Below are 25,764 nucleotides of genomic sequence, written 5' to 3' on the forward strand. Positions count from 1 at the left end.
GAAAGGGGGGTCAACCGCTATGTTCGGCAATCGCGCGATCAGAGGTGCAGCGGATATTGTGCTCACTCTCCTCGTGGTAAGCATACTATCGTTCCTGCTTATGCGAATATCACCCATTGATCCGGCGGAAGCATTTGCCATCAGAAATACGATGAATCCTTCGGATGACATGATATCGGATCTGAGACAAGAATTGGGATTAGACGGCTCGCTAATCAGGCAATATGTCTCCTGGCTGGGAAATGCGTTCCGCTTCGACTTCGGGAAGTCGCTCATGAACAACAAACCTGTGCTTGATGAATTTGCAGCTACGATACCGTTCACATTCCGCATCGTAGCGTTGAGCGCCGTGTTGCAAGCGTTGGGAGCGGTCTCGCTAGGCTGTCTTGGCTATTGGCTAAGAGACCGATGGTCAGGATCCATCGTCAGAGCTCTGATGATTGCGGGGATCTCGTTACCGGGTTTTTATCTGGCTACCGCATACTTGGACATCGTGGCGGTGAAGCTGCATTGGATATCGGTCGTAGGTGGTCAGGGCATGCTGAATGTTTGGAATCCCGCTCTATGTTTGGCTCTCCCGATGGCCGCCTTTTATGGACGGATGCTTACCGGCATGCTGGTCAAAGAAATGGACGAAGATTACGTCATGTACGCTCGTTGCCAGGGATTACACGAGAACTATATCTTGCTTCGGCACGGCTTGCCTCATGTATTGCTTGCTCTGCTGCCGAACTTCATGCAGAGCATCGGATTTACGGTTGCGGGGGCTACGATTATCGAGCAGATATTTTCGGTTCCGGGGATCGGCAACGTCATCATCACTAGTGTCATCAACCGTGACGCGCCGATGATCCACTTTTCGATTCTGCTGCTCGCTGCGGTCTTTATGCTGACAAGCCGGATGTCCGATGCCGTACGGATAGGGCTGAATCGCGAGACGTCTAGGGGGAACAGGGAATGAGTCGATATCGAAGGTTGCGGATCGTGGCTGCCGTATTCGCACTATTCGCATGTGCATTTGCTTACGTCCTGGCTCCGCACGACCCTCACCTGGTCGATATCGGCAAGCGGCTGCTGCCTCCCAGCCCGGAATATCCGTTCGGGACAGACTCGATGGGACGCTGTGTGCTATCCCGTGTCCTATATGGAGGGAGAACGACGTTGGGCATCGTTCTGCTGACATGGCTGACAACATTGGCCGCAGGCATGCCAATAGGCATAGCAGCCGGGTTATGGCGGGGGAGATGGCGCTGGCTGGGCGACAGCTTCTTGAATGTGCTTGCCTCGTTCCCGCCTATTGTCTATCTGATCGTCTGGATTGGGGCGTGGGGAAGCGGGATGCACACGGTTGTCGTCGCATTGACGATAGCGTCGCTTGTCAGTCTGGTCAAGCTCGTGAAGGCGAAGGCGGAGATTGAGCGGGATAAAGCTTACGTCTACTGCGCAGCGGCGTCGGGAGCTTCCAAGCTTCGTATCATGTTCTGGCATCTGCCGCCGAATCTGATCAGGGAATCAGTCGTGCTGCTAAGTTTGATCAGCTCGGATATGGTGCTGATGATTAGCGGCTTCTCTTTTATCGGGTTAGGCCTCGAACAGAACGGGATTGACTGGGGCGCAATCATGATGGACGGCCGGGCGGTTGCCATGCTTCGTCCGGATATTATGTTGTATCCGCTGGCGTTTATTTTTTTGTGCGCATTCTCTTTTAATGTGCTGGGAGAAGAGCTTGAGTAGGAGTGGAGAGGCCATATTAAGTCTGAATCGAATAGGTGTGACTGCAACGAGCGGGAGACGATTGCTGCGCGAGCTTACTTTTTGCTTGCAGCGCGGAGAAGCAATCGGGGTGACCGGAGAGAGCGGATCGGGGAAAACCACGCTGCTTAAGGCGGTGATGGGCGTTCTGGGCAAGGGATGCGTGATCGATGGCGGAAGCATACAATTGGAGGGCCGTGATCTAGGTGCGCTTGCTCCGGCTGAGCGCAGGCAGGTGGCAGGCAGATGGATCGGGTTTGTGCCGCAACTCCCGATGACCGCTTTTGACTCGCGTTTGAACATGGGGAGGCAAATCCAAGCTATTTTTCGCAAACGGTTGGGACTGAATCGTTTAGAAGCAAACGAACTGGCGCGGGCCAAGCTGGAGCGGGTTAATCTTCCCGATTATGAGCGGGTGATGGCGAGCCGGCCCGGAGCGTTGTCCGGCGGCATGCTGCAGCGGGCTGCGATCGCGATTTTGTTGGGCCTGAATCCTCCGTATATTCTGGCGGATGAGCCTACTTCCGCATTGGATCCGGATAATCGGGAAGCCGTAATCAAGCTGCTGCAGGAGTTCAAGCTGACATCAGGGCTGCTGATCGTGTCGCACGACACAGAGGTGCTTGGTCGTATCTGCGATCAGGTGCAGGTACTGTATGACGGCGAGCTTGTCGAGCAAGGGAGCATGAAGGAACTGCTTGATCGGCCGCAGCACATGTGGACTGCGCAGTTTGCATGCAGCGCAGCGCAGCAGGAGGAAGGCTGTTGGTTATGGGAGAGATACTGATATCGAATTTGACGATGAGCTATACAGGTGACAGACGCGCTTCTGTTAAGGCTCTGGATCAAGTTTCTTTTCGATGGCAGGAAGGCGAGAGCCTTGCGGTTATGGGCGGAAGCGGGAGCGGGAAGAGTACGCTTGCCCGGTTGATGCTTGGCTTGGATCGTCCTGTCTCCGGAAACATCCGGCTGGATGGAGTCAATCTGGCCGGCTTGAGCTTCAAGGCTTGGCGCCCATACCGCAAGGTGCTGCAAGGCGTGTTCCAGGATGCTTCCGGCACGCTGAATCCCCGGTTGTCCGCTTACCGCAATATGGAGGAAGCGCTGCTCAATCTGACAGATATGACTAGGCGTGAACGCCGACGAGAGATTGAAGGGCTGATGGAGCGGTTCAACCTCGAGCGGGGCATGCTGCAAGTGCCTGTGCGGGAGCTCAGCGGAGGCCAGCAGCGCAGATTGTCGCTGTTAAGGGCCCTGTCGGTAAGACCGCGATATTTGGTGCTGGACGAGGTGTTAAGCGGACTGGATATGGTGTCGAGCGATGCGGCTATAGCCACATTGGGCGATTATCGCCACAGTTACGGCTGCTCGTATATGTTAATTACGCACGATCCCTATAACGCATACCGGCTTGCGGACCGATGTTTGCTGCTGGAGGAGGGACGTCTGGCAGGCCAGGCGGTCAAGCAGGAGCGGGTGCAGGCGGTCGCGCGCACCTAACGAACACAATCGGAGAGGAGAACGAGATGAAAACCAACGAATTTCGTTTCAAAACAATTGTCCTGTTGCTCTGTATCATTTTAGCGACAAGCGCTTGTTCATCGGGAGGAGAAAAAACGGATAAGGATACGCTTGTGATCGGCTATATCGGGGAACTGAGCAGCTTCTATCCTACGATGACGGACATGCATAACAAACCGGTCATTCAGCTTGTGTATGATATGCTCGTCCGTTATGAAGACGGCGAGATTAAGCCGGGTCTCGCTACCGAATGGCAATTCAACGAATCGGGTACCGAGCTCACGATGAAGATAAGGCAAGGCGTGAAGTTCCATGACGGAGAACCGCTGAATGCCGCGGCTGTCATTGCCAATCTGGAGTATTACCGAGATGAGGGGAATGCTTCATTCCTGAAGGCTGTATCGACAATCGACAAGCTGGAAGCAATGGATGAATACACGGTCAAAGTGACGTATAAAACGCCTTATTATCCAGTACTGCACGATTTGTGCACACCGTACCTTGCTATTGTATCCCCTAAATCGATTATTAAAGATAACTACCAGTCCATGAATGGAACGATTGGAACAGGTCCTTATATTCACGAGTCATTCAAGAAGGGCGAGCATACCGTATTTAAGAAAAACAAGGATTATTGGGGAGAAGAGCCGGCTTATGAACGAATCATAGTCAAATACGTTCCCGACTCCGCCACGCGGCTGAAAGCGCTGCAAACGGGCGAGATCGATGTGGTGTTCAGCTCGACCATGATTACGAACAACGAATTCAAGCAAGCGACATCGATGACGGGCGTCACCGGCAAGGCGTCGAAGGGCAGCCATACCAGAGCGCTGGCGCTTAATGCTTCAGGCGACAAGCTTGGTGATCTTCGGGTTCGTGAAGCGATCGCTTACGCCATCGACAAGCAGGAGATTGCAGAAGGGTTAACGTACGGCTATGAGGCGCCTGCCGACGAGATGTTTGATGGAGACATCCCGTATATTGACAAAGGAATGCTGCGAACGAAGAGAGCCTTCGATGTGCAGAAAGCCGGCATGCTGCTGGATGAGGCGGGCTGGAAGCTGAACAAGGAGACAGGATACCGGGAGTTCAATGGCAACCCGATGAAGCTGCGATTTACGTATGAGACGGGAGAAGCGTTCAACAAAGAATTGGCCACCGCCTTGCAGGGCCAGTTGAAGGAAGTCGGGCTGCAGGTAGAGGTAGAAGGGACCGATGTGATGACATGGTGGACAGACTCCGTAGAGGGCAAGTTCGACATCACCATTTGGGATTCAAAAGGAGCGCCTGAGGACCCGCATCACTTTATCGGTCCGATGCTCGATCAGACCGCTCATACAGCGGCGATGTCAGGTCTGCCGGAGGCGGACGACATTAAGGCTCGAATAACGGAAGTGCTGCATACACGGGATGAAGCGACGATAGCGTCGGGATATGATTTCTTATTGAACTATTTGAATGACAAGGTTATCGTCATACCGATTACGCATGCCAAGGAGTTAATTTTATATCGCAACGATAAGGTAGCGGACTATACGTTCAGCGGGCTTGAGAATGGGTTTAATCCTGCTGGAGTACGGAAAGCGGTTAGCCCTTAAGAGCGCTCCAGTCTCATTTTTGAAAACTATAATAAAGCTTAAGCTGCAAGCCGAATCCTGTATCTAACAGGTTCGGCTTGCAATGTTTTAAAGTCCGAGAGTATCCAAGTCGGTTACTGGCTTTTATTAGATAGCAATCAATATTTACAAATTTTGCAGGGGTTTTACTAGGCACGTCGAATTCTAATGACTTTGGATTGGAGGTATTTTGGAAAGAAAAAAATAGAAATACGGGAGCAGGAGCAATAAATGAGATATAACATTTTCTTGAATCAATAAGGAAAAATCCTTCCAAGCATAATTTAGAAGCCTTATCAGAGACTGAGCTAAAAAAAGAGATAGTAGAAGGTATTCCTGAGGATTATATTGATTTTTTAAGAGAAGTTGGATATGGGACTGTTAACAATACAAATTTTAGTTTTTATAGTGGCCTAGTTGAAGTAGACGAAATATTTGATGATCTTTATGATGCAGATTTGCGTCCCGAACTAATAAGACACAAGAAAATCTCAATAGATTTTTAGCTGGATGAGAAACAATGATACATATGAAGTGCTGATTACGAATCATTAGATTCTGATATAACTAACAAAGATGAAAATAGGGTAGCTTGGGCGCTGATGCAAACAAACTACCCTATATCAAACAAACCGATGAAGATCTAGAGAACTATTAAATTCTTCATTGTTTCAACAAAATCAGGAATGCCTTTAACAGCTAAAAGGATATTGTTGATTTTTAAAAGTGCTACGAACAAAGTTTTCATCTGCTGCAACCATTTCCTTTTCGAATGTTTGTCTTTGCGAGTTTGCTGAATCATATTAATGCACCATCCTCTTACTTTAAAATGGATTCTGCACAATATACATTCAGATCAATTTTCGGATCAGTAATTAGTCTTCAGATCAATTGCAGCTATTTCAGATCCGCATTTATTGTTGAGATATTCTATGGTTATTCAACACTAATTGAATGAACTTCATAAACGTATCCATAGGGGTCACGAATCTCCAAACTAATGCACTGTGAGAATCGAACTGGGAAACTACCAGATAAGCCATTCGTTAATGAATTATTAATCTTTATGAGGTAACCTTTAACTATTGAGGGTTACTTTTTTTTCCCTGCGGCTTTCCCCGCTCAATTGGGTAAAATAACCCTAAGCATTATTACAAATCCCAACAATGAAAAGAGGTGATACCCCATGACAACGAATCACAAGCCCAATAGATTAATCGATGAGAAATCACCATATCTGCTCCAGCACGCCTATAATCCAGTCAACTGGTACGCATGGAGCGATGAAGCATTTGACGAAGCGAGTAAAGAAAATAAACCTATTTTTCTTTCCATCGGCTACAGCACCTGCCATTGGTGTCACGTCATGGAAAAAGAATCCTTCGAGGATGAAGAAGTTGCACAGCTGCTGAACGAACATTACATATCCATCAAGGTCGACCGCGAGGAGCGGCCGGACGTTGATCATCTCTATATGAGCGTATGTCAGGCGATGACCGGGCAGGGCGGTTGGCCGCTGACGGTCATCTTGACGCCGGAGAAGACGCCTTTCTTCGCGGGCACTTATTTCCCGAAGCAAGCAAAGTATGGGCGCATCGGCCTGATGGAGCTGCTGGGGAAGCTGGCTGACAAGTGGGCTCATGATCGGGATGAGCTGCACAAGGTCGGCGAACAAATCCGTCAGGCGCTCGGCAAGCGTTCCGAGGCCGAGTCGGAAGGACAGGCCGCAGGCGTTGATGAAGAAGCATTGCATGTCGCTTTCGGACAATTCGAAGAGGATTATGATGAGACTTATGGCGGCTTTAACTCTGCTCCCAAGTTTCCTTCCCCTCACAATCTGTCATGGCTGCTGGCATACGGTTCAGCGTACGGGGATCCGGTAGCGGCGGAGATGGCCTTGCACACGCTGCGGATGATGGCAAGAGGCGGAATATACGACCACATCGGCTTTGGCTTTGCCCGGTACTCGACCGATCAGAGCTGGTTGGTGCCGCATTTTGAGAAAATGCTGTATGACAATGCGTTGTTGGCCATGGCATATATCGATGCTTACCAAGCGACTGGGGATAAGCCATACTCCGATATCGCGGAATCGGTTCTTGCCTATGTTCTCCGGGATATGACTGCGGAAGAAGGGGGCTTCTACTCCGCTGAAGATGCGGATTCAGAAGGAGTCGAAGGGAAGTTCTATGTATGGAAGCCGCAAGAAGTGATGGAATTGCTCGGCAGCGAAGCGGGAAAACGTTACTGCGAGCTATATGACATTACCGAAGGCGGGAATTTCGAAGGCGACAGCATACCGAATCTGTTGGAGTGGACGGTAGAAGAATACGCCAACAAGCACGGATTGGACAGCGAAGAATTCGGTGCCGAGCTGCACAGAAGCCGGGAACGATTGTTCCAAGCGAGAGAAGGGCGAGTCCATCCGCATAAAGACGATAAAATTCTGACATCGTGGAACGGTCTCATGATTGCCGCGCTGGCGAGAGCAGCCAAGGCCTTACAGCAGCCCCGTTATGCGGCGGCAGCCGAACGGGCGGCATCCTTCATCCTGGATAAGCTGCGTCGAACCGAGGACGGCAGGCTGCTGGCCCGATATCGTGACGGGGAAGCGGCATTCCTTGCCTATGCGGATGATTACGCATTTCTGATCTGGGGGCTGACGGAGCTGTATGAAGCTACGGCCAAGCCGGACTATTTGGATCACGCCGTATCCCTCCAGAAGCGGATGATTGACCTGTTCTGGGATGACGATGATGGCGGATTTTACTTCTATGGTTCCGATGGCGAGCAGCTATTGACCAGAATGAAGGAAATATACGACGGCGCCATACCGTCAGGCAACGCCGTAGCCGCAGTTCAGCTGCAGAAGCTGGCATTGATGACGGAGGATGATGAGCTTCGGTCTGTCGCCGAGCGGCAGCTGCAAGCATTTGCAGGTACAGTGAAGCGTTATCCGTCGGGATATGCGATGACCCTTCTTGCATGGCTGCAAGCGGTTAGAGGTCAGCGGAAAGTCGTAATTGAGGGAGATCCCGATCATGCATTGACCAAGGAAATGATTGCCGCCGTTCAACGGGCGTATGCGCCGGATGCGGCGATCGTATTTAAGTTGGATAAGAAGCTCGAACCTGCGGCATATGTATGCGCAGATTACGCTTGCCAGGCACCGGTCCATGATGCAGAGTCGCTGCTGGAACAGTTGAAAAGCACATAAATATGTCACACTGCGGCTCCGGAGTAGTGAAAGATGCCTCTCGTAAGACTGACGAGGGGCATCTTAGTGATTTCAGAAACTTATTTCATTGACAAAATATAACTGCACTACTACTATAGTAAATAGATCTTTTCATATTTTTGCCTCACTTCTGTACCGGCTTACCAACTACCACATCATGTTGCTTCACCTTCACGCTTCCATTGCTTTTCCTTTTTACAATTCTATCCTTTTATGATTTGTTGCTGCTTTTCATTGGCCGTCATGCTGTATCTTGTTCATCGTTGACAGGTAGTAAGCCAAGATCTACTAGAGTGGGAGGAATCAAAAAATGGAAAATACGAAAGTTCAGGATTATATTGAGAGTAATCAGCAGCAATGGGACAAAGAGTACAAATCGAACGTGTGGGATTATTTGTCGGATATCACGGAATATGCCAGATATTCGGTTGTGTGCGGCTACATAAGAAAGTTTATTGCAGAAGAGGGTATTCTGGATATGGGGTGCGGCACTGGAATACTGTACGATATGCTTCTGGACAGCGAGAAAGAAGTATATACGGGCGTAGACCATTCTCAGGAAGCGATCAAAATGGCATCGGCTAAATCGACAAAGAACATTTTCCACTGCGGCGATATTAATCAGTATGTGCCTGAAAAGCAATATGATGTCATCGTTTTTAACGAATCGCTGCATTATGTGCCCAACACGCCAAGCAAACTTCTTGAATATTCCAAGTTTTTGACTCCTAATGGCGTTATCGTATCTTCCTTGTATTCTCACAAAAACACGCAAGACCTTGCTTTTACCATTATCGAAAATAAGATCGAGGAAATGGAGCAGTGCGGACAATTTGACGTAGTGGACAAGGTGAGCGTATTTAACCACAACGCCGGACTGAAATGGTATATCCATCTATTGAAGAAAAAGAACGTATAGGTAAAAAATAGATGAAGGATAGTCGTCTCTAAGCTATGCATGAACGGTGACCCAAGAGAGGACACTTTAAAAAAAGTGCCCACTCTTGGGTTCTTTGCGTTTATAATCATAGTTATCTATAAAGAACGGAGTTTGAATATGCGATATACTGAAGCAGGTTTTTATTGTTCCAGCTATTTTTCTTCAGCAAATTATTAGCCATATGGGAATAATACCAGTTAAGGTACAGCAGCTTGAACTTCTGTGTTTACTTCAATATATCCCCTTGAACAAGGGAGGGAGGTTATCATGAATTCCAAATATATAGCGGGAATATCCCTAATTGTGATGGCTGCAGGCTTCGTGGTTACGCTCATGCTGCCTGATTATACATGGATACTGCTTCTGCAGGGCGGCTTCGAAGCAGGTCTTGTGGGCGGGATCGCTGACTGGTTCGCAGTTACGGCGCTCTTTCGACATCCGATGGGTATTCCCATTCCCCATACGTCATTGCTCTTAAAGAATAAAGATCGGATTGTTCAATCTCTCGTATCTGCTATAGAGACGGAGCTATTGAACAAAGAGAGCATTGAGAAGAAGCTTCGCGGATGGAACCTTGTGGAGCGGGTGACAGCGTTTGCCACGCAGGCCGTTCAGAAGAAGAAGGCTCGCAGACAAGTGCTTGATCGTGCGATACAGCTTGTTGAAAGGCTTCCTGTAGAGAAGCTGGCTCCCGTCGTTAAGTCAGGGTTAGCTACTTATGTACGTCAAATAGAGCTTCATCAAGCATTTGACCAGCTTGCCACCTATCTCATCAAGGAGAGTTATGATGAGAAAGCGCTTGACTACGTGCTTGAAGAGGCGGAGTCGTGGGCTCGGCGTCTAGAGACGAAGCGCATGCTTGGCAGAGTGGCGAATGAGAAGCTGGCGGAAGTCAAGCTTGGCGGACTGAAGGGCTTTGCATTTCAAGCCTTCGCAGGCTTCATGGACGAGGATAAGCTTGGTCAATTGCTGCAAGGCATGATTACTTCATCCCTGCAAGACTTGAAGGATGACGATAATGAATACCGCACAATGATTATCCAAGAGATTCGTGTGCAGGTCTTCCAGCTTGCTATGCATGAAGAGAAGGTGGGGCGACTAAAGACCTGGCTGCTCGAGCATATCCAGCATGAACGTTTTGACGAGATGATTAGGGAACGATTGGAAGAGATCCGCACGATGGCGCTTCATGCCTTAGCCCGTGAACGCGACACGGGGGGGCGAATCGTTCTCCACGTTTACCGTGCTGCCGCTCAACAGTTGAAGGCGAATCCGGAATGGATCCATGAGATCGAGAATCGAGTCAGTCAAGCGGTCGTCGCTGTCGTTGAGAAGAACCATTATCGTATCGGTCAGCTCGTAAAAGAAAATGTAAATCAAATGGACGATGAAGCGCTGATTGAGATGCTCGAAGGCAAAATCGGCAAGGATTTGCAGTGGATTCGCGTTAATGGCGCCTTGTGCGGATTTGTCATCGGATTGCTTCTAGCGGCAATTCAGCTGTTCCTTTAAATCAAGATGGAGTCTGTCGATAGCGGCAGGCTCTTTTGTTAGGTTGCAGAAACAGTCTCCCATTAGTGATGCATCGTGCTAACGTGAACAAAAGTGCATAAACCGAGGCGATATCAAGATAATAACACCAACTGAACGTCTTTATTCGTGCACAGCAAGATGTCGTGATTACGACCGTCCCTTATCATTTTCAGCAATAAGGAGGGGGAGGCATGAAGGATATACGGACAGGTTGCTGAAGAAGCAACGCTGAAATTATAAAAAAAAGAACCGCCTTGGATTTGAACTTTGGCAGACGGATCTTCGCGCATGGCTAGCGCTGATAAATTTGCCGATAACGGGCAGGAGTTATGCGCTCGAATTTCTTGAATGTCTTGATAAAGTAGCTAGGCTCGCTAAATCCCAATTCATTGCTTATTTGCGAGATAGACAGGTCGGTCGTCTCTAAAATTTGCTTGGCCCATTCCATTTTCAACCGCGGAATGAACACAGAAAAGTTTTCTCCGGTCTCCTTCGTAAAAATGCGGCTGAAATAACTGGGGCTGACATGGCAAAGCCCGGCTATGTCAGCCAATTTCACATTCTCGCTTTTATGTGTATAAATATAATCAAAGGCCGGCTGCAGAATAGCATTGGAAGCCATCTTTCGCTGATTCGACATGTTGCTGATTTGACTGTCGATCAGTGTATTTTCCAATTCGTTCTTGATTGATTGAATGCTGCGGTACGAATGCCCGGCAAGAGAATCGACAACAGGCTTATTGTTCGTTAACGCTTGCCGGTACATATCGATCGTTGCATTTTTATTGATCGCTTCTTCCACGATATAATTGCACAAATGATACAGCATCTCCGAGATTGTCGTGACTTCGTCATAATTCAATACCGGGAGCGAAGTATAATCTTGTTCCAAGCTAAGGAACTTTTTATCGGCATCGGCATTGGAGGGGCGAGTGACAATTTGTTCAAGCTCCATCGGATTGTCGCGCAGCTTGACCTGTCCCGCCATGATGGCCCCCATATACTGGTTATGAACAATAATCGGGATGGCGATATCGACAATATTGTAATGGCAAAGATAGATATAGGGCTTGTTCAACCGAACAGCCTCCAGGCCGCCCCTTGCGTCGCACTTCTGGCAGTATTGCGATAGCGCCTCGTCTTTGCGAATCGCCTGACAGAAGCTTTGACAGTGACTGTGCTTCGTCACAGGCACGCCTTTATAGTCAGTTGTAATAACGGCCATTTTGGTAACCAAAGAGAGTGAGTCCTGCAGCTTCTGCCACTTCTCCATATCTATGATGCCTTCCAAATTAAAACGTGAGTTCACGATGGCCCATTCTCCTTTTGTCCGCTTCGCATTATTATAGCATAATAATCGGATAGAAAGACAAGATAATACCATTTTCGCGGTTTAGGATAAAATAATACGACGTGATAGCGCTTTATTTTGCAGGAATAGTTCAATGATCTTGTACTAGGCCGATACTATAATGGAGATACAATAACACAGAGGAGGATTACGCACATGAGAAAAGCGTTTATAAGTCCATCAAAATATGTACAAGGTGAAGATGAACTATTCAATCTGGGTTATTTCATCAAAACATTCGGAGAATCGGCTCTTCTGATTGCCCATCCCGATGATGTGCAACGTGTAAAGCAGAAGCTCGAATATACAATGGAAAAATACGGAGTCGCACTAATTGAGAGCGGTTTCAATGGGGAGTGCTCCCGTCAAGAAGTAAAGCGATTGCAGCAGCTTGCGATTGAGCATAACTGTTCTTGCACCATTGGACTAGGCGGAGGAAAAGCGATTGATACCGCGAAATGCGTAGCGGAGGGTGACGCGCTCATCATCGTGCCGACCATTGCGGCGACCGATGCGCCGACAAGCCATTCTGCCGTTCTTTACTCGCCGGAGGGCGAGTTTGACGACTACGCTTACTTCAAACAAAGCCCAAGTGTTGTCATGATTGATACGACGGTTATTGCCAATGCGCCTACGCGCTTCCTGGTTGCGGGGATGGGGGATGCGCTGTCCACCTACTTTGAAGCGAGAGCAACGGCAAACTCTTATTCCAATGTGAATGCAGGGTTGCCATGCGGTGCTAATGGGGGCGTCGGCAAGCCAGCCAAAGGAACAAAAGCGGCTCTTGCCCTTGCCAAGCTGTGCTATGAGACATTGCTTGAAGATGGCGCCAAAGCGAAAATATCCTGTGATGCGAACCTGGTTACGCCAGCCCTTGAAAATATTATAGAAACGAACATCCTGTTGTCCGGCTTAGGCTTTGAAAGCGGTGGTCTGGCAGCTGCGCATGCTATTCACAATGGCTTGACATCATTGGAGGGCACCCATTCGTATTATCATGGCGAGAAAGTCGCCTTTACGACATTGGTGCAATTGGTTCTGGAAAATGCAAGCACGGCAGAAATAAATGAAGTCTTGCAATTCTGCGTGACTGTAGGTCTGCCGGTGTGTCTGGCCGATATCGGCGTAACCAGTGTGACGAACGACGAATTGCGGAATGTGGCCCAAAAAGCTTGCATACCAGAAGAGTCGATTCATTCCATGCCTTTCCCGGTTAATGAAGAGATGGTAGTGGCGGCGATTCGGGTAGCGGACCACATCGGACAGCAATATAAACAAAAGGGTGAGTAATCGTGAAAAAGATCATCAATAAGCCGGAGACGCTGGTCAGAGAAATGTGCAACGGCATGGTGCTTGCACATCCTGAGCTGGAGTTTAACAGCAAATATAAGATCATGAAGAAAAGAGAGCTTAATCAAAACAAGGTAACTTTGATCAGCGGCGGAGGAAGCGGCCACGAGCCGGCTCATGCCGGATTTGTCGGGCAAGGGATGCTGGATGTGGCGGTCTGCGGAGACGTATTTGCTTCCCCTTCCCAGATTCAAATTTACCAAGCGATCAAAGCTTCCGCCAGTAATAAGGGCACGCTGCTCATTATTAAAAATTACAGCGGCGACATCATGAATTTCAAGAATGCGGCACATCTGGCAGGGGAAGACGGAATCGTTGTTGACTATGTCAAAGTGGATGACGACATTGCGGTAGAAGACAGTCTGTACACGGTCGGCAGAAGAGGCGTGGCAGGAACTGTGCTCGTTCATAAGATCGCCGGCGCAGCCGCCCAAGAGGGAAAAGAGTTAGCCGAAGTGAAAGAAATTGCCCAAAAAGCGATAGATAACACGAGAAGCATTGGCTTTGCCCTTACCTCGTGCACCGTTCCGGCTAAGGGAACGCCGACATTTGAGCTGAACGATAATGAAATCGAATACGGCGTAGGCATTCACGGCGAACCCGGCATTCGCAGAGAACAGAATGCATCCGCCAATGAACTGGCGCAGAAAATGGTCACGGATTTGTTCCGCGATATGAACATGAACGGCAGCTCTGGGCAAGAACTTGCGGTGCTCATCAACGGATTCGGCGGATCGCCGCTGCAAGAATTGTACGTGCTGGCCAACGCGGTTGTTCGGGAAATCCGCAACCATAACGTGTCCATCGTTAAAGTATTCGTCGGCAACTACATGACGAGCATCGATATGGCAGGCGCTTCGGTGTCCGTGATTCGACTGGATGAGCAATTAAAGCATTACCTGGAGGCTAGTTGCGATACACCAGCGCTCCAAGTTACCGGGCCGTTCAGTCCACTGGGTGCTGAAGAAGCGCCAGTCGAGTGGACTCCGAATCCAGACGTCTCTTATCGTTGTGAGACAGACCCGGCATATGCCAAGATTAATCGGGATACATTTTCGGTTAACAATCTGATATATCTCACCGACAAGATGAGCGAAATCATTATTGAAAATGAAGTTGCTTTCTGCGAACTGGATTCGCATGCGGGCGATGGCGACTTTGGCATGAGCGTTGCCAAAGGCTTTAAGCAATTGAAGAATGAATGGCACGAGATCATGGAACATCATGCGGGAAATATTGGCGATTTCCTGAATGCTTGCTCTTTAATCATTATGGAGCATTGCGGCGGTGCTTCCGGACCGATCTGGGGATCGGCGTTTCGGGCTGCCGGCAAATATGCCGGTGACAGAACTGAATTAACGGCCACCGAATTCGCCGGAATGATGAAGGCGGTTGTCAAAGGCATCCAAGACACAGGCGAACGTTCCTTTGGAAGAGGGGCTGTAGTCGGGGATAAAACGTTAATTGACGCGCTGGCTCCATTCGCTGATGCATGGGAGCAAAGCGCAGCAGAAGGCGACGATTTGAAGACCGCTTCGGTGAAAGCGGCTGAAGCTGCAGTGCAAGGCGCGAAGCATACGGAGACGATTGTTGCCAGAATGGGAAGAGCGGGAACGGTTGGAGAGCGAAGTCTGGGTTATCCGGACGCCGGAGCCTATGCATTAGGTGTTATTTTCACTGAGCTGTCTCAAGTCTTGGAATAAATGAAGAACCCGCTCAGATCATTACCGCAGCGAGCCAATGAGGTTTTGGAGCTGCAGTAGAAATTGTTAGTCATTAGAAAATGCCGGAGAACATACGATAGTCCCTGTTCTGATCTCATGGATCGGAACAGGGACTTGTCCGTTAGAGGGGGGTTGCCTTATTGCTTAGCTGTCACCTTTGAGTATTATTCTCTTGGATCTCTTGGACGCTGGTTGTTTCTCGAAGATACATTCCGAGTATTCGATCTGCAATCGTCGCGGCGGTCATCGTCATCGGATCGCAACACAATTATCAAGAGAATGAACAGAACAAGGATAATGTCCGTATCTTCGTCGAATGCGCCGCTAAAGATGACCAAGAGTAAGAATATGATGAGAATGAGTCTATCGTTACGGCGATTTCCCAGATTAAGATTTTCTAGATTGAGATTTCCCAGATTGAGGTTGGCGAGTTGACTGTTCTGAGTGAGCAAATCCAGAATAGCTTGAAGGTTCATATTGCAACTCTCTCCTTTCCATTTTCAAGATTCATAGAGAAGCAACTTCTCTACAATTCTATTCTATGAAAATAAAAAGGACTTGCCTCGGCTATGTATCATTCTGCGCATGAAAATGGTGTTTCATGGAGTAGTCTTTTATTACGGAGTGAAATTGCTAGAATAGCTAAAAAAATGCGCGAATCCGCTTTAGCCGGATTCGCGCATTCGGTTTCATGTCGATCATACCCATCCGAAGGCCTGGACGAGCTGGGCCGTAACGAAAGTAACCGCAATGGCGATTCCCAACGGGATGACTGCGGACAAGATTGTCCATTTAGCGCTTTTCGTTTCTTTATAAATGTTGTACAAAGTCGTTCCGCAAGGATAATGAAGCAAGGAGAACAGCATCATATTTAACGCCGTTAACCAAGTCCAGCCGTGCTGCAGGAAGATTTCCTTAATGTTATCCAATCCGTCGGCATCGACCATGGCACCGGAGGACATATAGCCCATCAACAATATCGGCAGCACGACTTCATTCGCGGGAAGACCGAGAATAAAGGCCATAATGATGAATCCGTCCAGTCCGATCGCATGGGCGAACGGATCGAAGAAGGCAGCCATATGATTAAGAATGCTGTCTCCGCCAACGAACACATTGCCTAAAATCCAGGTGATTACCCCGGCTGGAGCCGCAACGACAATCGCGCGCATCAATACATTTAACGATTTTTCTTTCGAAGAAAGCAGAATCGTCTTCCAAATTTGCGGACGGCGGTATGGGGGCAGCTCCAATGTATAATGCGTCGGAACGCCGCGCAATGCCGTCTTGGATAATACCCATGATACGGTGAGGGTAACGACGATGCCGATCATCACCATGCCCATTACGACAGACGCCGTGGCTAAGGTTTGCAAGCCGCTGGCTACTCCGGCAGCCATAAACAACGACGACAGCAAAATTAAGGTCGGCCACCGGCCGTTGCATGGAACGAAATTGTTCGTCAGTATCGCAAGCATGCGCTCACGCGGAGACTCAATAATACGCGTCGACAATATGGCGGCTGCGTTGCAGCCAAAACCCATCGACATCGTTAATGCTTGTTTGCCGTGTCCGCCCGATTTTTTGAACAAGCGGTCCATATTGAAGGCTACCCGCGGCAAATATCCGAAATTTTCAAGCAGCGCGAAGACCGGAAAGAAGATGGCCATTGGAGGCAGCATGACACTGACGACCCAAGAGGTCCCGCGGAAGAACCCGAGAACAAGCACGCCGTGGAGCCAATCCGGGGCATGCATCGCCTGAAATCCGGCAGTGATATAGCCTTCCACGATTGCAAACAGTGTAAATATCATTTCAGAGGGCACGTTGGCGCCCGCAATCGTAATCCAGAACACGGCGCCTAGAATAGCCAGCATAATCGGGAAGCCCCAAATCGGCGAAGTGACTATCTTATCCAAGCGATATGTGCTCTGCAGTTTCTTTTTGTCTTCATAATGAACGGATTCGGAACAAATGTCCCGCGTTGTCCGGTAAATATCGCTCACTATCCCGTCACGGACCGTCTCTCCCTCGGCAAGGCTTCTGGCCTTGATCAGGAGCGAGTCCAGCGGGTCTGACGCACTAGTGGCAAGCGGTTCTGCCATAACTTGCAACCTCCTTCATGGGGCTCGAAGTCTCCTCAGTCATCCGTTTCTTCAACGAGGACAATAAGCTCTCATCTCCATCCAGCAAGCGAAGCGCAATCCATCTCGTTGGATATTGGCTGCCGAGATTCTCGCGAATGGATGGTTCCAGCTCTGCAAGCTTCCGTTCGATATCGTCGCTATATTGGATATGAATGGGCCGCGGATTGATTTGTCCCGAGGCAATCAACTTCACTTGCTTCAGCAGCTTATCGATCCCGATTCGGTTCCGGGCGGAAATCGCCACGGTCGGAACGCCGAGCCGCTGCTCGATCTTCTGCAGGTCGATGCGGACCCCGAGCCGCTTCGCTTCATCGATCAAATTGATACAGACCACAACGCGATTGGTCATTTCGAGAACTTGAAGCGCCAAATTCAGATTCCGTTCGAGCGAGGTAGCATCCAGAACGACGATAGTGACATCAGGCTTTTCGAAAATAATGTAGTCTCTCGCAACCTCTTCATCAGTAGAGTTGGAGTATAGGGAATACGTTCCTGGCAAATCGATCATCCGGAACGTCGTGTCATCATAACTGAATTCGCCTTCGGCCATCATTACCGTCTTGCCCGCCCAGTTCCCGGTATGCTGTCGCAATCCGGTCAATGTGTTGAATAACGTGCTCTTGCCCGTGTTCGGGTTGCCGGCCAAGGCAACGGTGTATTGGCTCATGCTGTTTCACCTCCGATAATTTCTCCGAAAATGAGTGAGCTTTCCTCTTTCCGAAGCGCAATCGTTGTATTATTAACCCGAAATGCGATGGGGTCGCCGAGCGGACTTTTCTGCAGCACTTCGACGACATTTCCGGGCACGAATCCGAGATCCAGCAATCTTCTGCGCAGCACGCCTTGAACTTCAATCCGATTCAACCTTATATGGGTTCCTGACTTGGCATTCGACAATGGTATGCTTGTTGATGGCATCTGATGTCACTCCTTTTACGATGCAGCGAAATGTTTCCCGAGGGCAACTTTATCATTAAAAAATAATAAGGTTTGTTATGTGTATGCTACTTTATTAGTATAGGTCAACAATATTTCGATGACAACAAAAAATTTCCCTAGGGCAAAAAAAGCTGTGTTTCCGCCGCTAGCTAGCCTTTGCTAGACTTACGGCGCCTTCATAGCGCACTTTCGGAGGATCAGGGAAAGAAGGAATATAAGGAAGGAATGGCGAATTTAAGATCGTTATTTGGAGACGTGCTGCAGCTGCAATATGCATGTATACAACGCGCAAATTCTGCGGTCGGAATAGGAGCTGATGGGAGTTGAATGAATTTCAGAACGTTTTTGATCAACTGAAGCCGTTGCTGCAGGCTTATGAGGAATCGCTTGTGGTCAAGCGGGATACGCTCGATACCTATGATGTAAACACGAAAAAGCATCCGTTAAAACCAAGCGAAGAGGGTTTCTTTGGCTCCGTCCAAATCAAGAAGAATTATGTTAGCTTTCATTTGTTTCCTATATATGTGTTTCCTGCGTTGTTGGATGGCATATCCGCGCAATTGAAGCAGAGAATGCAAGGAAAATCATGTTTTAATTTCAAAAAATCAGATGCGGTTCTATTCAAAGAGCTGCAAGCATTAGTTCAAAGAGCGTTTGAAAAATCCAGGGCAGAAGGGTTGATCGAATAAGGAGGCGTTTCATTTGGATGAATCTATCAATAAGCTGACGGAACGGCTGCAGATACGATATCCCATCATTCAGGCAGGCATGGCGGGCGGGGTAACGGCACCGGCGCTTGTGGCGGCTGTATCCAATGCCGGAGCGCTCGGAACGCTTGGCGCTGGATACATGTCCCCGGAGCAAATGAAAGAAGCGATTAGAGAAATCAAGTCACTTACGGAGAAGCCCTTTGCCGTAAATTTATTTGTTCCGGAAGCGCGGGTGGACATTGAGGACGTGCGGGAGCCTATACAGACACAGCTGGATTCCATTCGGCGACGGCTGCGGATTGCAGAGGAGCAAGGGGCGGGAGGCAGCGAATCCGGCTTCGATTACGATGCCTACCGGCAGTCTTTTGCAGAGCAAGTGTCGGTCGTTGTCCAAGCAAAGGTGCCGGTGTTCAGCTTTACGTTCGGCGTTCCTTCGCCGGAAATGATTCACCTCCTGAAAAGGGAAGGAATCGTCCTCATCGGCACTGCTACCCATGTGAAGGAAGCGCAAATGCTGGAGTCGGCTGGCGTTGATATCATCGTCGCGCAAGGGAGCGAAGCGGGAGGGCACCGGGGCACTTTTCACGGTGATTGCGAGGATTCATTAGTCGGCACCATTGCTCTCGTGCCGCTCATTGCGGATCATGTATCCGTGCCCGTCATTGCTGCCGGCGGCATTATGGACGGGCGGGGCATGGCGGCAGCCATGGCGTTGGGCGCGCAGGGCGTTCAGTTGGGAACCGCGTTTCTTGCCTGTGAAGAGAGCGGTGCTCATGAGGCTTATAAAGCAGCGGTTCTATCTTGTGATGAATGCAGCACCACCGTGACGCGGACGTTCTCGGGCAAACCCGCAAGAGGCATCGTGAATGGCTTTATCCGTCAGCTGCAGCCGCATGCCGAGCATGTTCCGCCATATCCGATTATGAATCAGTTGACAAGAGTTATCCGACAGGCGGCAGCAAGGCAATCCAATCCCGAATACTTGTCGCTATGGGCAGGTCAAGCAGCCAGACTAAGCCGGCGGACAACCGCGGCAGATGTGGTCGAGAAGGTGGTTGATCGTTGGCAAGAGGTTGTACAACAGATGAAATAAGGAAGATTTATGAAAATGTTTGATGATTGTTGTATTCTTTGCAAAATCAACTCATATCCTTCATAATGACAAAAGAGATAATTTATTAACAACGATGAATGAATCGTGAAGGAGCAAGAGAATGAGTGCTTACATTGGGGAAAGATATGAACTTTGCAAGGTCATTCTACATTTAGCAGACGGAGTCTTATATGAAGCGATAGATTTGTCCTTGAAGAGAGATGTATTTATTTATCTTGTCGAAAATACGGGTACGGGAAAAGCCGAAGAAAGCAAACGCGCTTTCGGCAAGGTGTCTCATTTCTCGAATAATCGTTTCTTCCATATGCTTAATGCGGGAACATCAGGACAAAATTTCTTCGTCGTATTCTCTGCTTATACGGGAATGCCGCTTGTGCGATATATCCAGCACCATGCATTAAGCTCGCAGAAGATGCTATCCATGGTCTATGAATTGGGCAAAAGCATCCAGGATGCCATGGAAGAACAGATTAGCCGGTTCCCGATTACAGTCGAGAACTTGTGGATTACCGATGACAATCAGATTATGATTATGAACTATTGGACGGAAGCCGAACCGGGTCAATTCGGGACGATGGGCTTGTGTTATTTAATGTATCAATTAAGCACCCTGCATCTGAGCGTTCCGGCGAACTATGATACGTATGAGACCCGTTTGACGGCAGCCTTGAAGGATCTGGCGCCAGCCCAGAAGGAAGCGGTTCTCGGCCTCGTCCGCCGCGTATATTCGGGGGACTCGTCCATGTTCTCTTTTATGGTGAGTTTGCGCGAAATCATGGACCAGCCGAATGGCCCTGTTTTGTCACGGATGCAGCCGGCTTCAGCGGCAGCGGAACCTGTCTTGAGTCGACGGGAGGATGACGAGACAGAGGACGATGATTACGACGACTATGAGGCGGAAGAAGAGGCCGGCAGTCCGTTTGCGGATGCAGACTCGGGTTCGGACAAAGTCGGGCGCAGCAAAATGCTGCTCGTCATTGCCTGCGCAGCGGTCTTCGTCTGCGTACTCGGCGGCGCCGTGCTTTGGGCCAATTCCATTTCGAAGTCAAATGAAACGGCTGCTGTAACGGATAACAATCCTCCAGCAGAGACGAACGAGAATTCGGAGTCCGCTCCCGCTGCGAATGGGGACAATGCTGCGGACACACCGTCCGATGAAGGCCAACCTAATCGCAACGAAGATAGCGGCAGCTCGAAGCAGCCTGATACATCTGCTGACGATAGAACGTCCTCGGACAGTAGCGGATCGCAAAATGGCGGCCAATCGACCGATTCGTCTTCCGGGACGAATTCCGGCGGCCAGACAACCGATACGAATCCGGACACGAATTCCGGTTCGGATGCGGATACCGGTTCAGGAACGGGTACAGGCACAGACTCGGGCGCAGGCTCGGAAGCGAATCCGGACGCGACGCCAGGAACGGCTCCTGAGACTGAACCGGGAACGGCGACGCCAGGAACAACGCCAGAAGGAGAGCCAGGCACGCCGGCGGACTCCTCGGGGCAGCCGATTGCGGAAGGCCAAGTGCCAAGTCTGGTCGGCCTGACGAAGGAAGAAGCGGAGCAAGCGGCGCTCGCGGCTGGCCTTCGATATAGCTTCGTCCTCGAGAACAGCGAGGAGCAACCGCCGGGCCAAGTGTTCAAGCAAGAGCCTGAAGCGGGCGCGGCGGCGAAGAAGGGCGATCGAGTCAAGTTCTATATCAGCCGTGAGAAAAAGTAAATAAGTGGTGAAGAGGGACTGACTGCCTCTGTTAAGACGATAGATTGCAGTCCGGTCCCTTTTTTCTTTATGCAAAGCACAATAGAGTAATGGATGAAATCCATTAGAATCAAGGCAAACTATCATGTTGAACACGGAAGGATAGGTTGAATTGATTACGATACGTCCCAGCGGCAAGGTTGCCGAGTTAGCTGAATTCATTGCGGATCTCAATCAGGAAGAGACACATCATGTGGGATATTGCGGGACAGAGAAGGAAGAAATCGAATCCGCCTTGCAGGAAACTTTTGAGCACATCGGCGAGGCATTTTGGGAAGCGTGCCAAGATGGCGAGATGATTGGCACGCTCGGATTCGATATTGATACAGAGGAACGGACAGCGGAAATGTGGGGGCCGTTTATACGATCCGATGCTTGGCTGGACGTGGCTGCCGAGCTGTGGCGTCAATCGGCAACTGTGGTGAAGGAGCAGACAGACGCGATATCGGGATTTTATGATGTGAATCATCTGCATGCCGCCGAATTCATAAGCCGCATCGGGGGACAGAAGAGAGGAGAACACCTCATTCTTCTAGCCAAGCCCTCTCTGCTGGACGATCAATTTGCAGCTGCGGTTACTATTCAAGAGATTCAAGCCGATATGCACGAACCATTTATCCGGCTTCATCAGAATTGCTTCCCATCGGCTTATTTTGACGGACGCACCATCCTGAACAGACGTAATTCTGATCATAGATTGTTCGTATGCGCGACAGCGGAGGGGCAACTGCAAGGATATGTCTATGTAGAGGCCAATCCGGAATTCCAGGAAGGGAATATCGAATTCATCGCGGTCTCACCGGAATACCGCCACCAGGGCACAGGGGCTGCGCTGCTGAGATATGCCTTGCAATTTCTGTTTAAGGACAAGGGACTTCAAGAAATAGCATTATGCGTCGATATGCACAATGAGAAGGCGATTCATCTGTACAAAAAAGCCGGCTTTGCCCCGATACGCGTCCTTTCGCATTACCGTATCGAGCTGCATTCAAGTAAAGAGGGTGATACGGATGGATAATTACTCCATCGCAACCGAAGCGTTGTCGTCAATTGTAACGGAGCCAGGCGCTTCTGATGAACGGTGTTCACGGCTTACCGATAACAATGAACGATGTCAAAAGAAACGAAGCAACCTTAGCACGGCACAATACCGAACTAAGGTTGCTTAATTGAGGCTTTTTTAGCGCTGTCCGCTTGACGGGAGGAAGTTCACCTTCCAACGCAAGGGGCAGCTTCTTTTTTATTAATTACATGCGCAATTCAAGACCGGCTTGCGCGCGGCTTGCGTCTCATCCAGTCTTCTTACGTCTGTATTGTGCGGCGCGTTGAGCAGCAGCTCCGGATTCTGTTCCGCTTCCTGCGCGATTTGTATCATCGTATCGATGAATGAGTCGAGCGTTTCCTTGCTTTCCGTCTCGGTCGGCTCGATCATCATGCATTCCTCGACGTTCAGCGGGAAGTAAATGGTAGGCGGATGGAAGCCGAAGTCGAGCAAACGCTTGGCGACATCCAGCGTACGGACGCCGTATTGCTTCAGCCCTCTGCCTGACATGACGAACTCGTGTTTGCACACGCCAGGGTACGGGATTTCGTAATACGGCGCCAAGCGGTGCATCATATAGTTCGCATTGAGCACGGCGCATTCAGACACTTGGCGCAGTCCTTCCGGCCCATAAGTGCGGATATACGCATAAGCGCGCACGAGAATGCCGAAGTTGCCGTAGTAAGCTTTGACACGGCCAATGGATTCGGGTCTGTCGTAGTTTAATTCATACGATCCATCCTCCTTTTTGGCTACGATCGGCTTCGGCAGGAATGGAATGAGCTTGCTCTTCACGCCGACAGGTCCAGCGCCCGGACCGCCGCCGCCATGCGGAGTGCTCATCGTCTTGTGCAAGTTCAAGTGCACGACGTCGAAGCCCATGTCTCCCGGACGGGTAATGCCCATAATCGCGTTCGAGTTCGCGCCGTCATAGTAAATAAGGCCGCCTGCCTCATGGACGATCTCGGCAATCTCGACGATATGCTCTTCGAATAAGCCAAGCGTGCTCGGATTCGTCAGCATGAGCGCGGCCGTATCGGGACCGACGACGGCACGGAGCGCTTCCAGATCGACCAGTCCCTTGTCGTCCGATTGGATCGTGATCGTCTCGAGACCGGCCACCGATGCGCTGGCTGGGTTCGTGCCGTGCGAGGAATCCGGCACGATAACCTTCGTCCGGGTCTCGCCACGGCTCTCGTGGTAGGCGCGGATCATCATCAAGCCCGTCCATTCGCCATGGGCGCCGGCCGCAGGTTGAAGGGTCACTTGGTCCATGCCCGTCAATGCGGCGAGATCGTTCTGCAGCGTATATAACAGCTCCAATGCGCCCTGAATGCTCTGTTCCGGCTGATACGGGTGAATCTTCGCGAAGCCGGTGAAGCGGGCTACATCTTCGTTGATTTTCGGATTGTACTTCATCGTGCAGGAGCCAAGCGGATAGAAGCCGTTGTCGATGCCGAAATTGCGGCGCGAAAGCTCCGTGTAGTGGCGGATTACATCGACTTCGTACACTTCGGGCAGCTCGGCAGGCTGGCTGCGGAGCATAGCGCCGGGAATCAGTTCGTCGAGAGCGGTCTCGGGAACATCGAGCTCAGGCAAAGAATAGGCGACACGTCCGGGTTTGCTGAGTTCGAAGATGAGCTTTTTGTCCGGTTTCATAGACATGCCTCCAATCGGTTCGCAAATTGATCGATTTCGGATTTCGTTCTTCGTTCCGTAACGGCGACGAGCATATGGCCTTCCAGCTCAGGGTAAGCCTTGCCCAGATCGTATCCGCCGATATAGCCGTTATCAAGCAGCTTTGTCTGAATATCATCCATATTGACGCCATCAGGCAGCTTGACGACGAACTCATTGAAGAATGGCGTGTCGAAAGCGAGCGCCAGCCCGGATTGCCGTGCGAATACGCCAGCGGCGTAATGAGCCTTCTGCACGTTCAAGTTCGCGACTTCCCGGATTCCCGTCTTGCCCATCGTCGACAAATAAACGGATGCGCACAGCGCAAGCAGCGCCTGGTTGGAGCAAATGTTGGACGTCGCCTTCTCGCGCCGGATGTGCTGCTCGCGGGCCTGCAGCGTCAAGACGAACCCGCGTTTGCCGTCGATATCCTTCGTCTGTCCGACAATCCGTCCCGGCATCCGCCGCATGAGCGGTTCCGCGACTGCGAAGAAGCCGCATGTCGGTCCGCCGAGCGAAGCGGAGATGCCGAACGGCTGCGCATCGCCGACCACGACATCCGCGCCCAGCTTGCCCGGAGCTTCCAGCAGCCCCAAGGTGATCGGGTTGGTGCTGACGACGAGCAATCCTTTCTTGCCGTGAACGATTGGCTCGATGGCGCGCAAATCTTCAATGCAGCCGAAGAAGTTCGGCGATTGGACGATAACGGCTGCGGTGTTGTCCGATACAAGCGCTTCCAGCTTCTCTAGATCGGTAGCGCCGTTCTTGTAATCGACCTCCACGACGTCCAGATTCAGACCGCGCGCCGTCGTACGCACGATTTGGCGGGCTTCCGGATGAACGGCGCGCGAGATGATCAGCTGCTTGCGCTTCGTCGCTCCGCTGGCCAGCGCGCCTGCTTCTGCCAGAGCGGTCGCCCCGTCGTACATGCTGGCATTGGCCACGGCCATGCCGGTCAGCTCGCAAATGTACGATTGAAACTCGAAGATGGCCTGCAGCTCGCCTTGGCTGATTTCAGGCTGATAAGGGGTGTACGCCGTATAAAATTCGGAACGGGATACCACATGATTGATGACGACGGGCACATGATGATCGTAGAGCCCGGCGCCCAAGAAGCTGGTATAGCGTTCAAAGTCGGCGTTCTTATCCGCCAATTCCTTCATATGCTTCAGCAGGGCTGCTTCATCGAGCGCCTCGGACATTGGCAATACGCCCGGATAGCGAACGGAAGCAGGGATATCTTGAAATAGATCCTCGATGGAGGAGATGCCGATGACCTTCATCATGTCCGCTTGATCCTGGGTGGTCATCGGGATATAGCGATGCTTCATAGTTGGATTCGCTCCTTCTG

General features: G+C 50.3%; 21 protein-coding genes. 14 read left to right on the forward strand and 7 right to left on the reverse strand.

Annotated elements, in window-relative coordinates:
• The first annotated feature begins 19 nt into the window (after positions 1-19).
• From JSQ80_RS24160 to JSQ80_RS24180, 5 genes are read left to right on the forward strand one after another with little or no spacing between them, the layout of a single operon-like run.
• Positions 20-961, forward strand: a complete 942-nt coding sequence (locus tag JSQ80_RS24160) for an ABC transporter permease (RefSeq protein ID WP_206097021.1) — start codon at positions 20-22, stop codon at positions 959-961.
• Positions 958-1,734: an ABC transporter permease gene (locus JSQ80_RS24165; protein ID WP_206097022.1), complete on the forward strand. Its 777-nt coding sequence runs from the start codon at positions 958-960 to the stop codon at positions 1,732-1,734. The genes JSQ80_RS24160 and JSQ80_RS24165 overlap by 4 nt, the downstream gene beginning before the upstream one ends.
• The gene (locus JSQ80_RS24170) at positions 1,727-2,539 is read left to right on the forward strand and encodes an ATP-binding cassette domain-containing protein (RefSeq protein ID WP_206097023.1); all 813 of its coding nucleotides are present in this window, start codon (positions 1,727-1,729) and stop codon (positions 2,537-2,539) included. Before JSQ80_RS24165 ends, JSQ80_RS24170 begins: the two co-directional genes overlap by 8 nt.
• Positions 2,524-3,252 (forward strand): ATP-binding cassette domain-containing protein, encoded by a 729-nt coding sequence (locus JSQ80_RS24175; protein ID WP_206097024.1) that lies wholly within the window; start codon positions 2,524-2,526, stop codon positions 3,250-3,252. Before JSQ80_RS24170 ends, JSQ80_RS24175 begins: the two co-directional genes overlap by 16 nt.
• 26 nt (positions 3,253-3,278) lie before the next feature.
• Complete coding sequence (locus JSQ80_RS24180; RefSeq protein WP_206097025.1) at positions 3,279-4,871, forward strand: ABC transporter substrate-binding protein; 1,593 nt, start codon at positions 3,279-3,281, stop codon at positions 4,869-4,871.
• A gap of 661 nt (positions 4,872-5,532) precedes the next feature.
• On the opposite strand, the gene JSQ80_RS24185 is transcribed toward JSQ80_RS24180, so the two are convergent.
• A complete protein-coding gene (locus tag JSQ80_RS24185; RefSeq protein WP_206097026.1) occupies positions 5,533-5,691 on the reverse strand; it encodes a hypothetical protein in 159 nt (52 codons plus the stop codon).
• A 384-nt stretch (positions 5,692-6,075) separates the two neighbouring features.
• On the opposite strand from JSQ80_RS24185, the gene JSQ80_RS24190 reads away from it, so the two are divergent.
• The 3 genes from JSQ80_RS24190 (at position 6,076) to JSQ80_RS24200 (ending at position 10,579) form a co-directional block, all read left to right on the forward strand.
• Positions 6,076-8,106 (forward strand): thioredoxin domain-containing protein, encoded by a 2,031-nt coding sequence (locus JSQ80_RS24190; protein WP_206097027.1) that lies wholly within the window; start codon positions 6,076-6,078, stop codon positions 8,104-8,106.
• Positions 8,107-8,437: 331 nt separating this feature from the next.
• On the forward strand, positions 8,438-9,046 hold the full coding sequence (locus JSQ80_RS24195) for a class I SAM-dependent methyltransferase (protein ID WP_206097028.1): 609 nt from the start codon (positions 8,438-8,440) through the stop codon (positions 9,044-9,046).
• Positions 9,047-9,334: 288 nt separating this feature from the next.
• The gene (locus tag JSQ80_RS24200) at positions 9,335-10,579 is read left to right on the forward strand and encodes a DUF445 domain-containing protein (RefSeq protein WP_206097029.1); all 1,245 of its coding nucleotides are present in this window, start codon (positions 9,335-9,337) and stop codon (positions 10,577-10,579) included.
• 313 nt (positions 10,580-10,892) lie between these two features.
• On the opposite strand, the gene JSQ80_RS24205 is transcribed toward JSQ80_RS24200, so the two are convergent.
• Positions 10,893-11,909, reverse strand: coding sequence for a PocR ligand-binding domain-containing protein (locus JSQ80_RS24205; protein WP_206097030.1), 1,017 nt, complete (start codon positions 11,907-11,909; stop codon positions 10,893-10,895).
• A 198-nt stretch (positions 11,910-12,107) separates the two neighbouring features.
• Between JSQ80_RS24205 and JSQ80_RS24210 the strand changes: the two genes are divergently transcribed.
• Together JSQ80_RS24210 and dhaK are read left to right on the forward strand one after the other, a co-directional pair.
• Entirely contained in the window at positions 12,108-13,241 is a 1,134-nt protein-coding gene (locus JSQ80_RS24210) for a glycerol dehydrogenase (protein WP_206097031.1), read from the forward strand.
• Between the two features lie 2 nt (positions 13,242-13,243).
• Positions 13,244-15,004 (forward strand): dihydroxyacetone kinase subunit DhaK, encoded by a 1,761-nt coding sequence (gene dhaK, locus JSQ80_RS24215; RefSeq protein ID WP_206097032.1) that lies wholly within the window; start codon positions 13,244-13,246, stop codon positions 15,002-15,004.
• Positions 15,005-15,723: 719 nt separating this feature from the next.
• On the opposite strand, the gene JSQ80_RS24220 is transcribed toward dhaK, so the two are convergent.
• Genes JSQ80_RS24220 through JSQ80_RS24230 form a run of 3 tightly spaced genes read right to left on the reverse strand, consistent with a single transcriptional unit; the run spans position 15,724 to position 18,090 of the window.
• Complete coding sequence (locus JSQ80_RS24220) at positions 15,724-17,130, reverse strand: nucleoside recognition domain-containing protein (protein WP_206097033.1); 1,407 nt, start codon at positions 17,128-17,130, stop codon at positions 15,724-15,726.
• Positions 17,108-17,839, reverse strand: coding sequence for a FeoB small GTPase domain-containing protein (locus JSQ80_RS24225; protein ID WP_206097034.1), 732 nt, complete (start codon positions 17,837-17,839; stop codon positions 17,108-17,110). The genes JSQ80_RS24220 and JSQ80_RS24225 overlap by 23 nt, the downstream gene beginning before the upstream one ends.
• Positions 17,836-18,090 (reverse strand): FeoA family protein, encoded by a 255-nt coding sequence (locus JSQ80_RS24230; protein WP_206097035.1) that lies wholly within the window; start codon positions 18,088-18,090, stop codon positions 17,836-17,838. Before JSQ80_RS24230 ends, JSQ80_RS24225 begins: the two co-directional genes overlap by 4 nt.
• A gap of 410 nt (positions 18,091-18,500) precedes the next feature.
• On the opposite strand from JSQ80_RS24230, the gene JSQ80_RS24235 reads away from it, so the two are divergent.
• From JSQ80_RS24235 to JSQ80_RS24250, 4 genes are all read left to right on the forward strand, one after another.
• Positions 18,501-18,800, forward strand: a complete 300-nt coding sequence (locus JSQ80_RS24235; RefSeq protein WP_206097036.1) for a hypothetical protein — start codon at positions 18,501-18,503, stop codon at positions 18,798-18,800.
• Positions 18,801-18,813: 13 nt separating this feature from the next.
• On the forward strand, positions 18,814-19,914 hold the full coding sequence (locus tag JSQ80_RS24240; RefSeq protein ID WP_272491152.1) for an NAD(P)H-dependent flavin oxidoreductase: 1,101 nt from the start codon (positions 18,814-18,816) through the stop codon (positions 19,912-19,914).
• 121 nt (positions 19,915-20,035) lie between these two features.
• A complete protein-coding gene (locus JSQ80_RS24245; RefSeq protein ID WP_206097037.1) occupies positions 20,036-21,655 on the forward strand; it encodes a PASTA domain-containing protein in 1,620 nt (539 codons plus the stop codon).
• A gap of 151 nt (positions 21,656-21,806) precedes the next feature.
• Positions 21,807-22,712 carry a GNAT family N-acetyltransferase gene (locus tag JSQ80_RS24250; RefSeq protein ID WP_206097038.1) on the forward strand — a complete coding sequence of 302 codons (906 nt, stop codon included), beginning with the start codon at positions 21,807-21,809 and terminating at the stop codon, positions 22,710-22,712.
• A gap of 225 nt (positions 22,713-22,937) precedes the next feature.
• On the opposite strand, the gene gcvPB is transcribed toward JSQ80_RS24250, so the two are convergent.
• On the reverse strand, positions 22,938-24,395 hold the full coding sequence (gene gcvPB / locus JSQ80_RS24255; RefSeq protein WP_206097039.1) for an aminomethyl-transferring glycine dehydrogenase subunit GcvPB: 1,458 nt from the start codon (positions 24,393-24,395) through the stop codon (positions 22,938-22,940).
• Entirely contained in the window at positions 24,392-25,744 is a 1,353-nt protein-coding gene (gene gcvPA / locus JSQ80_RS24260; protein ID WP_206097040.1) for an aminomethyl-transferring glycine dehydrogenase subunit GcvPA, read from the reverse strand. The genes gcvPB and gcvPA overlap by 4 nt, the downstream gene beginning before the upstream one ends.
• Between the last annotated feature and the right edge of the window lie 20 nt (positions 25,745-25,764).

This window comes from Paenibacillus apiarius (assembly GCF_017052585.1).
Lineage (GTDB): Bacteria > Bacillota > Bacilli > Paenibacillales > Paenibacillaceae > Paenibacillus_B > Paenibacillus_B apiarius.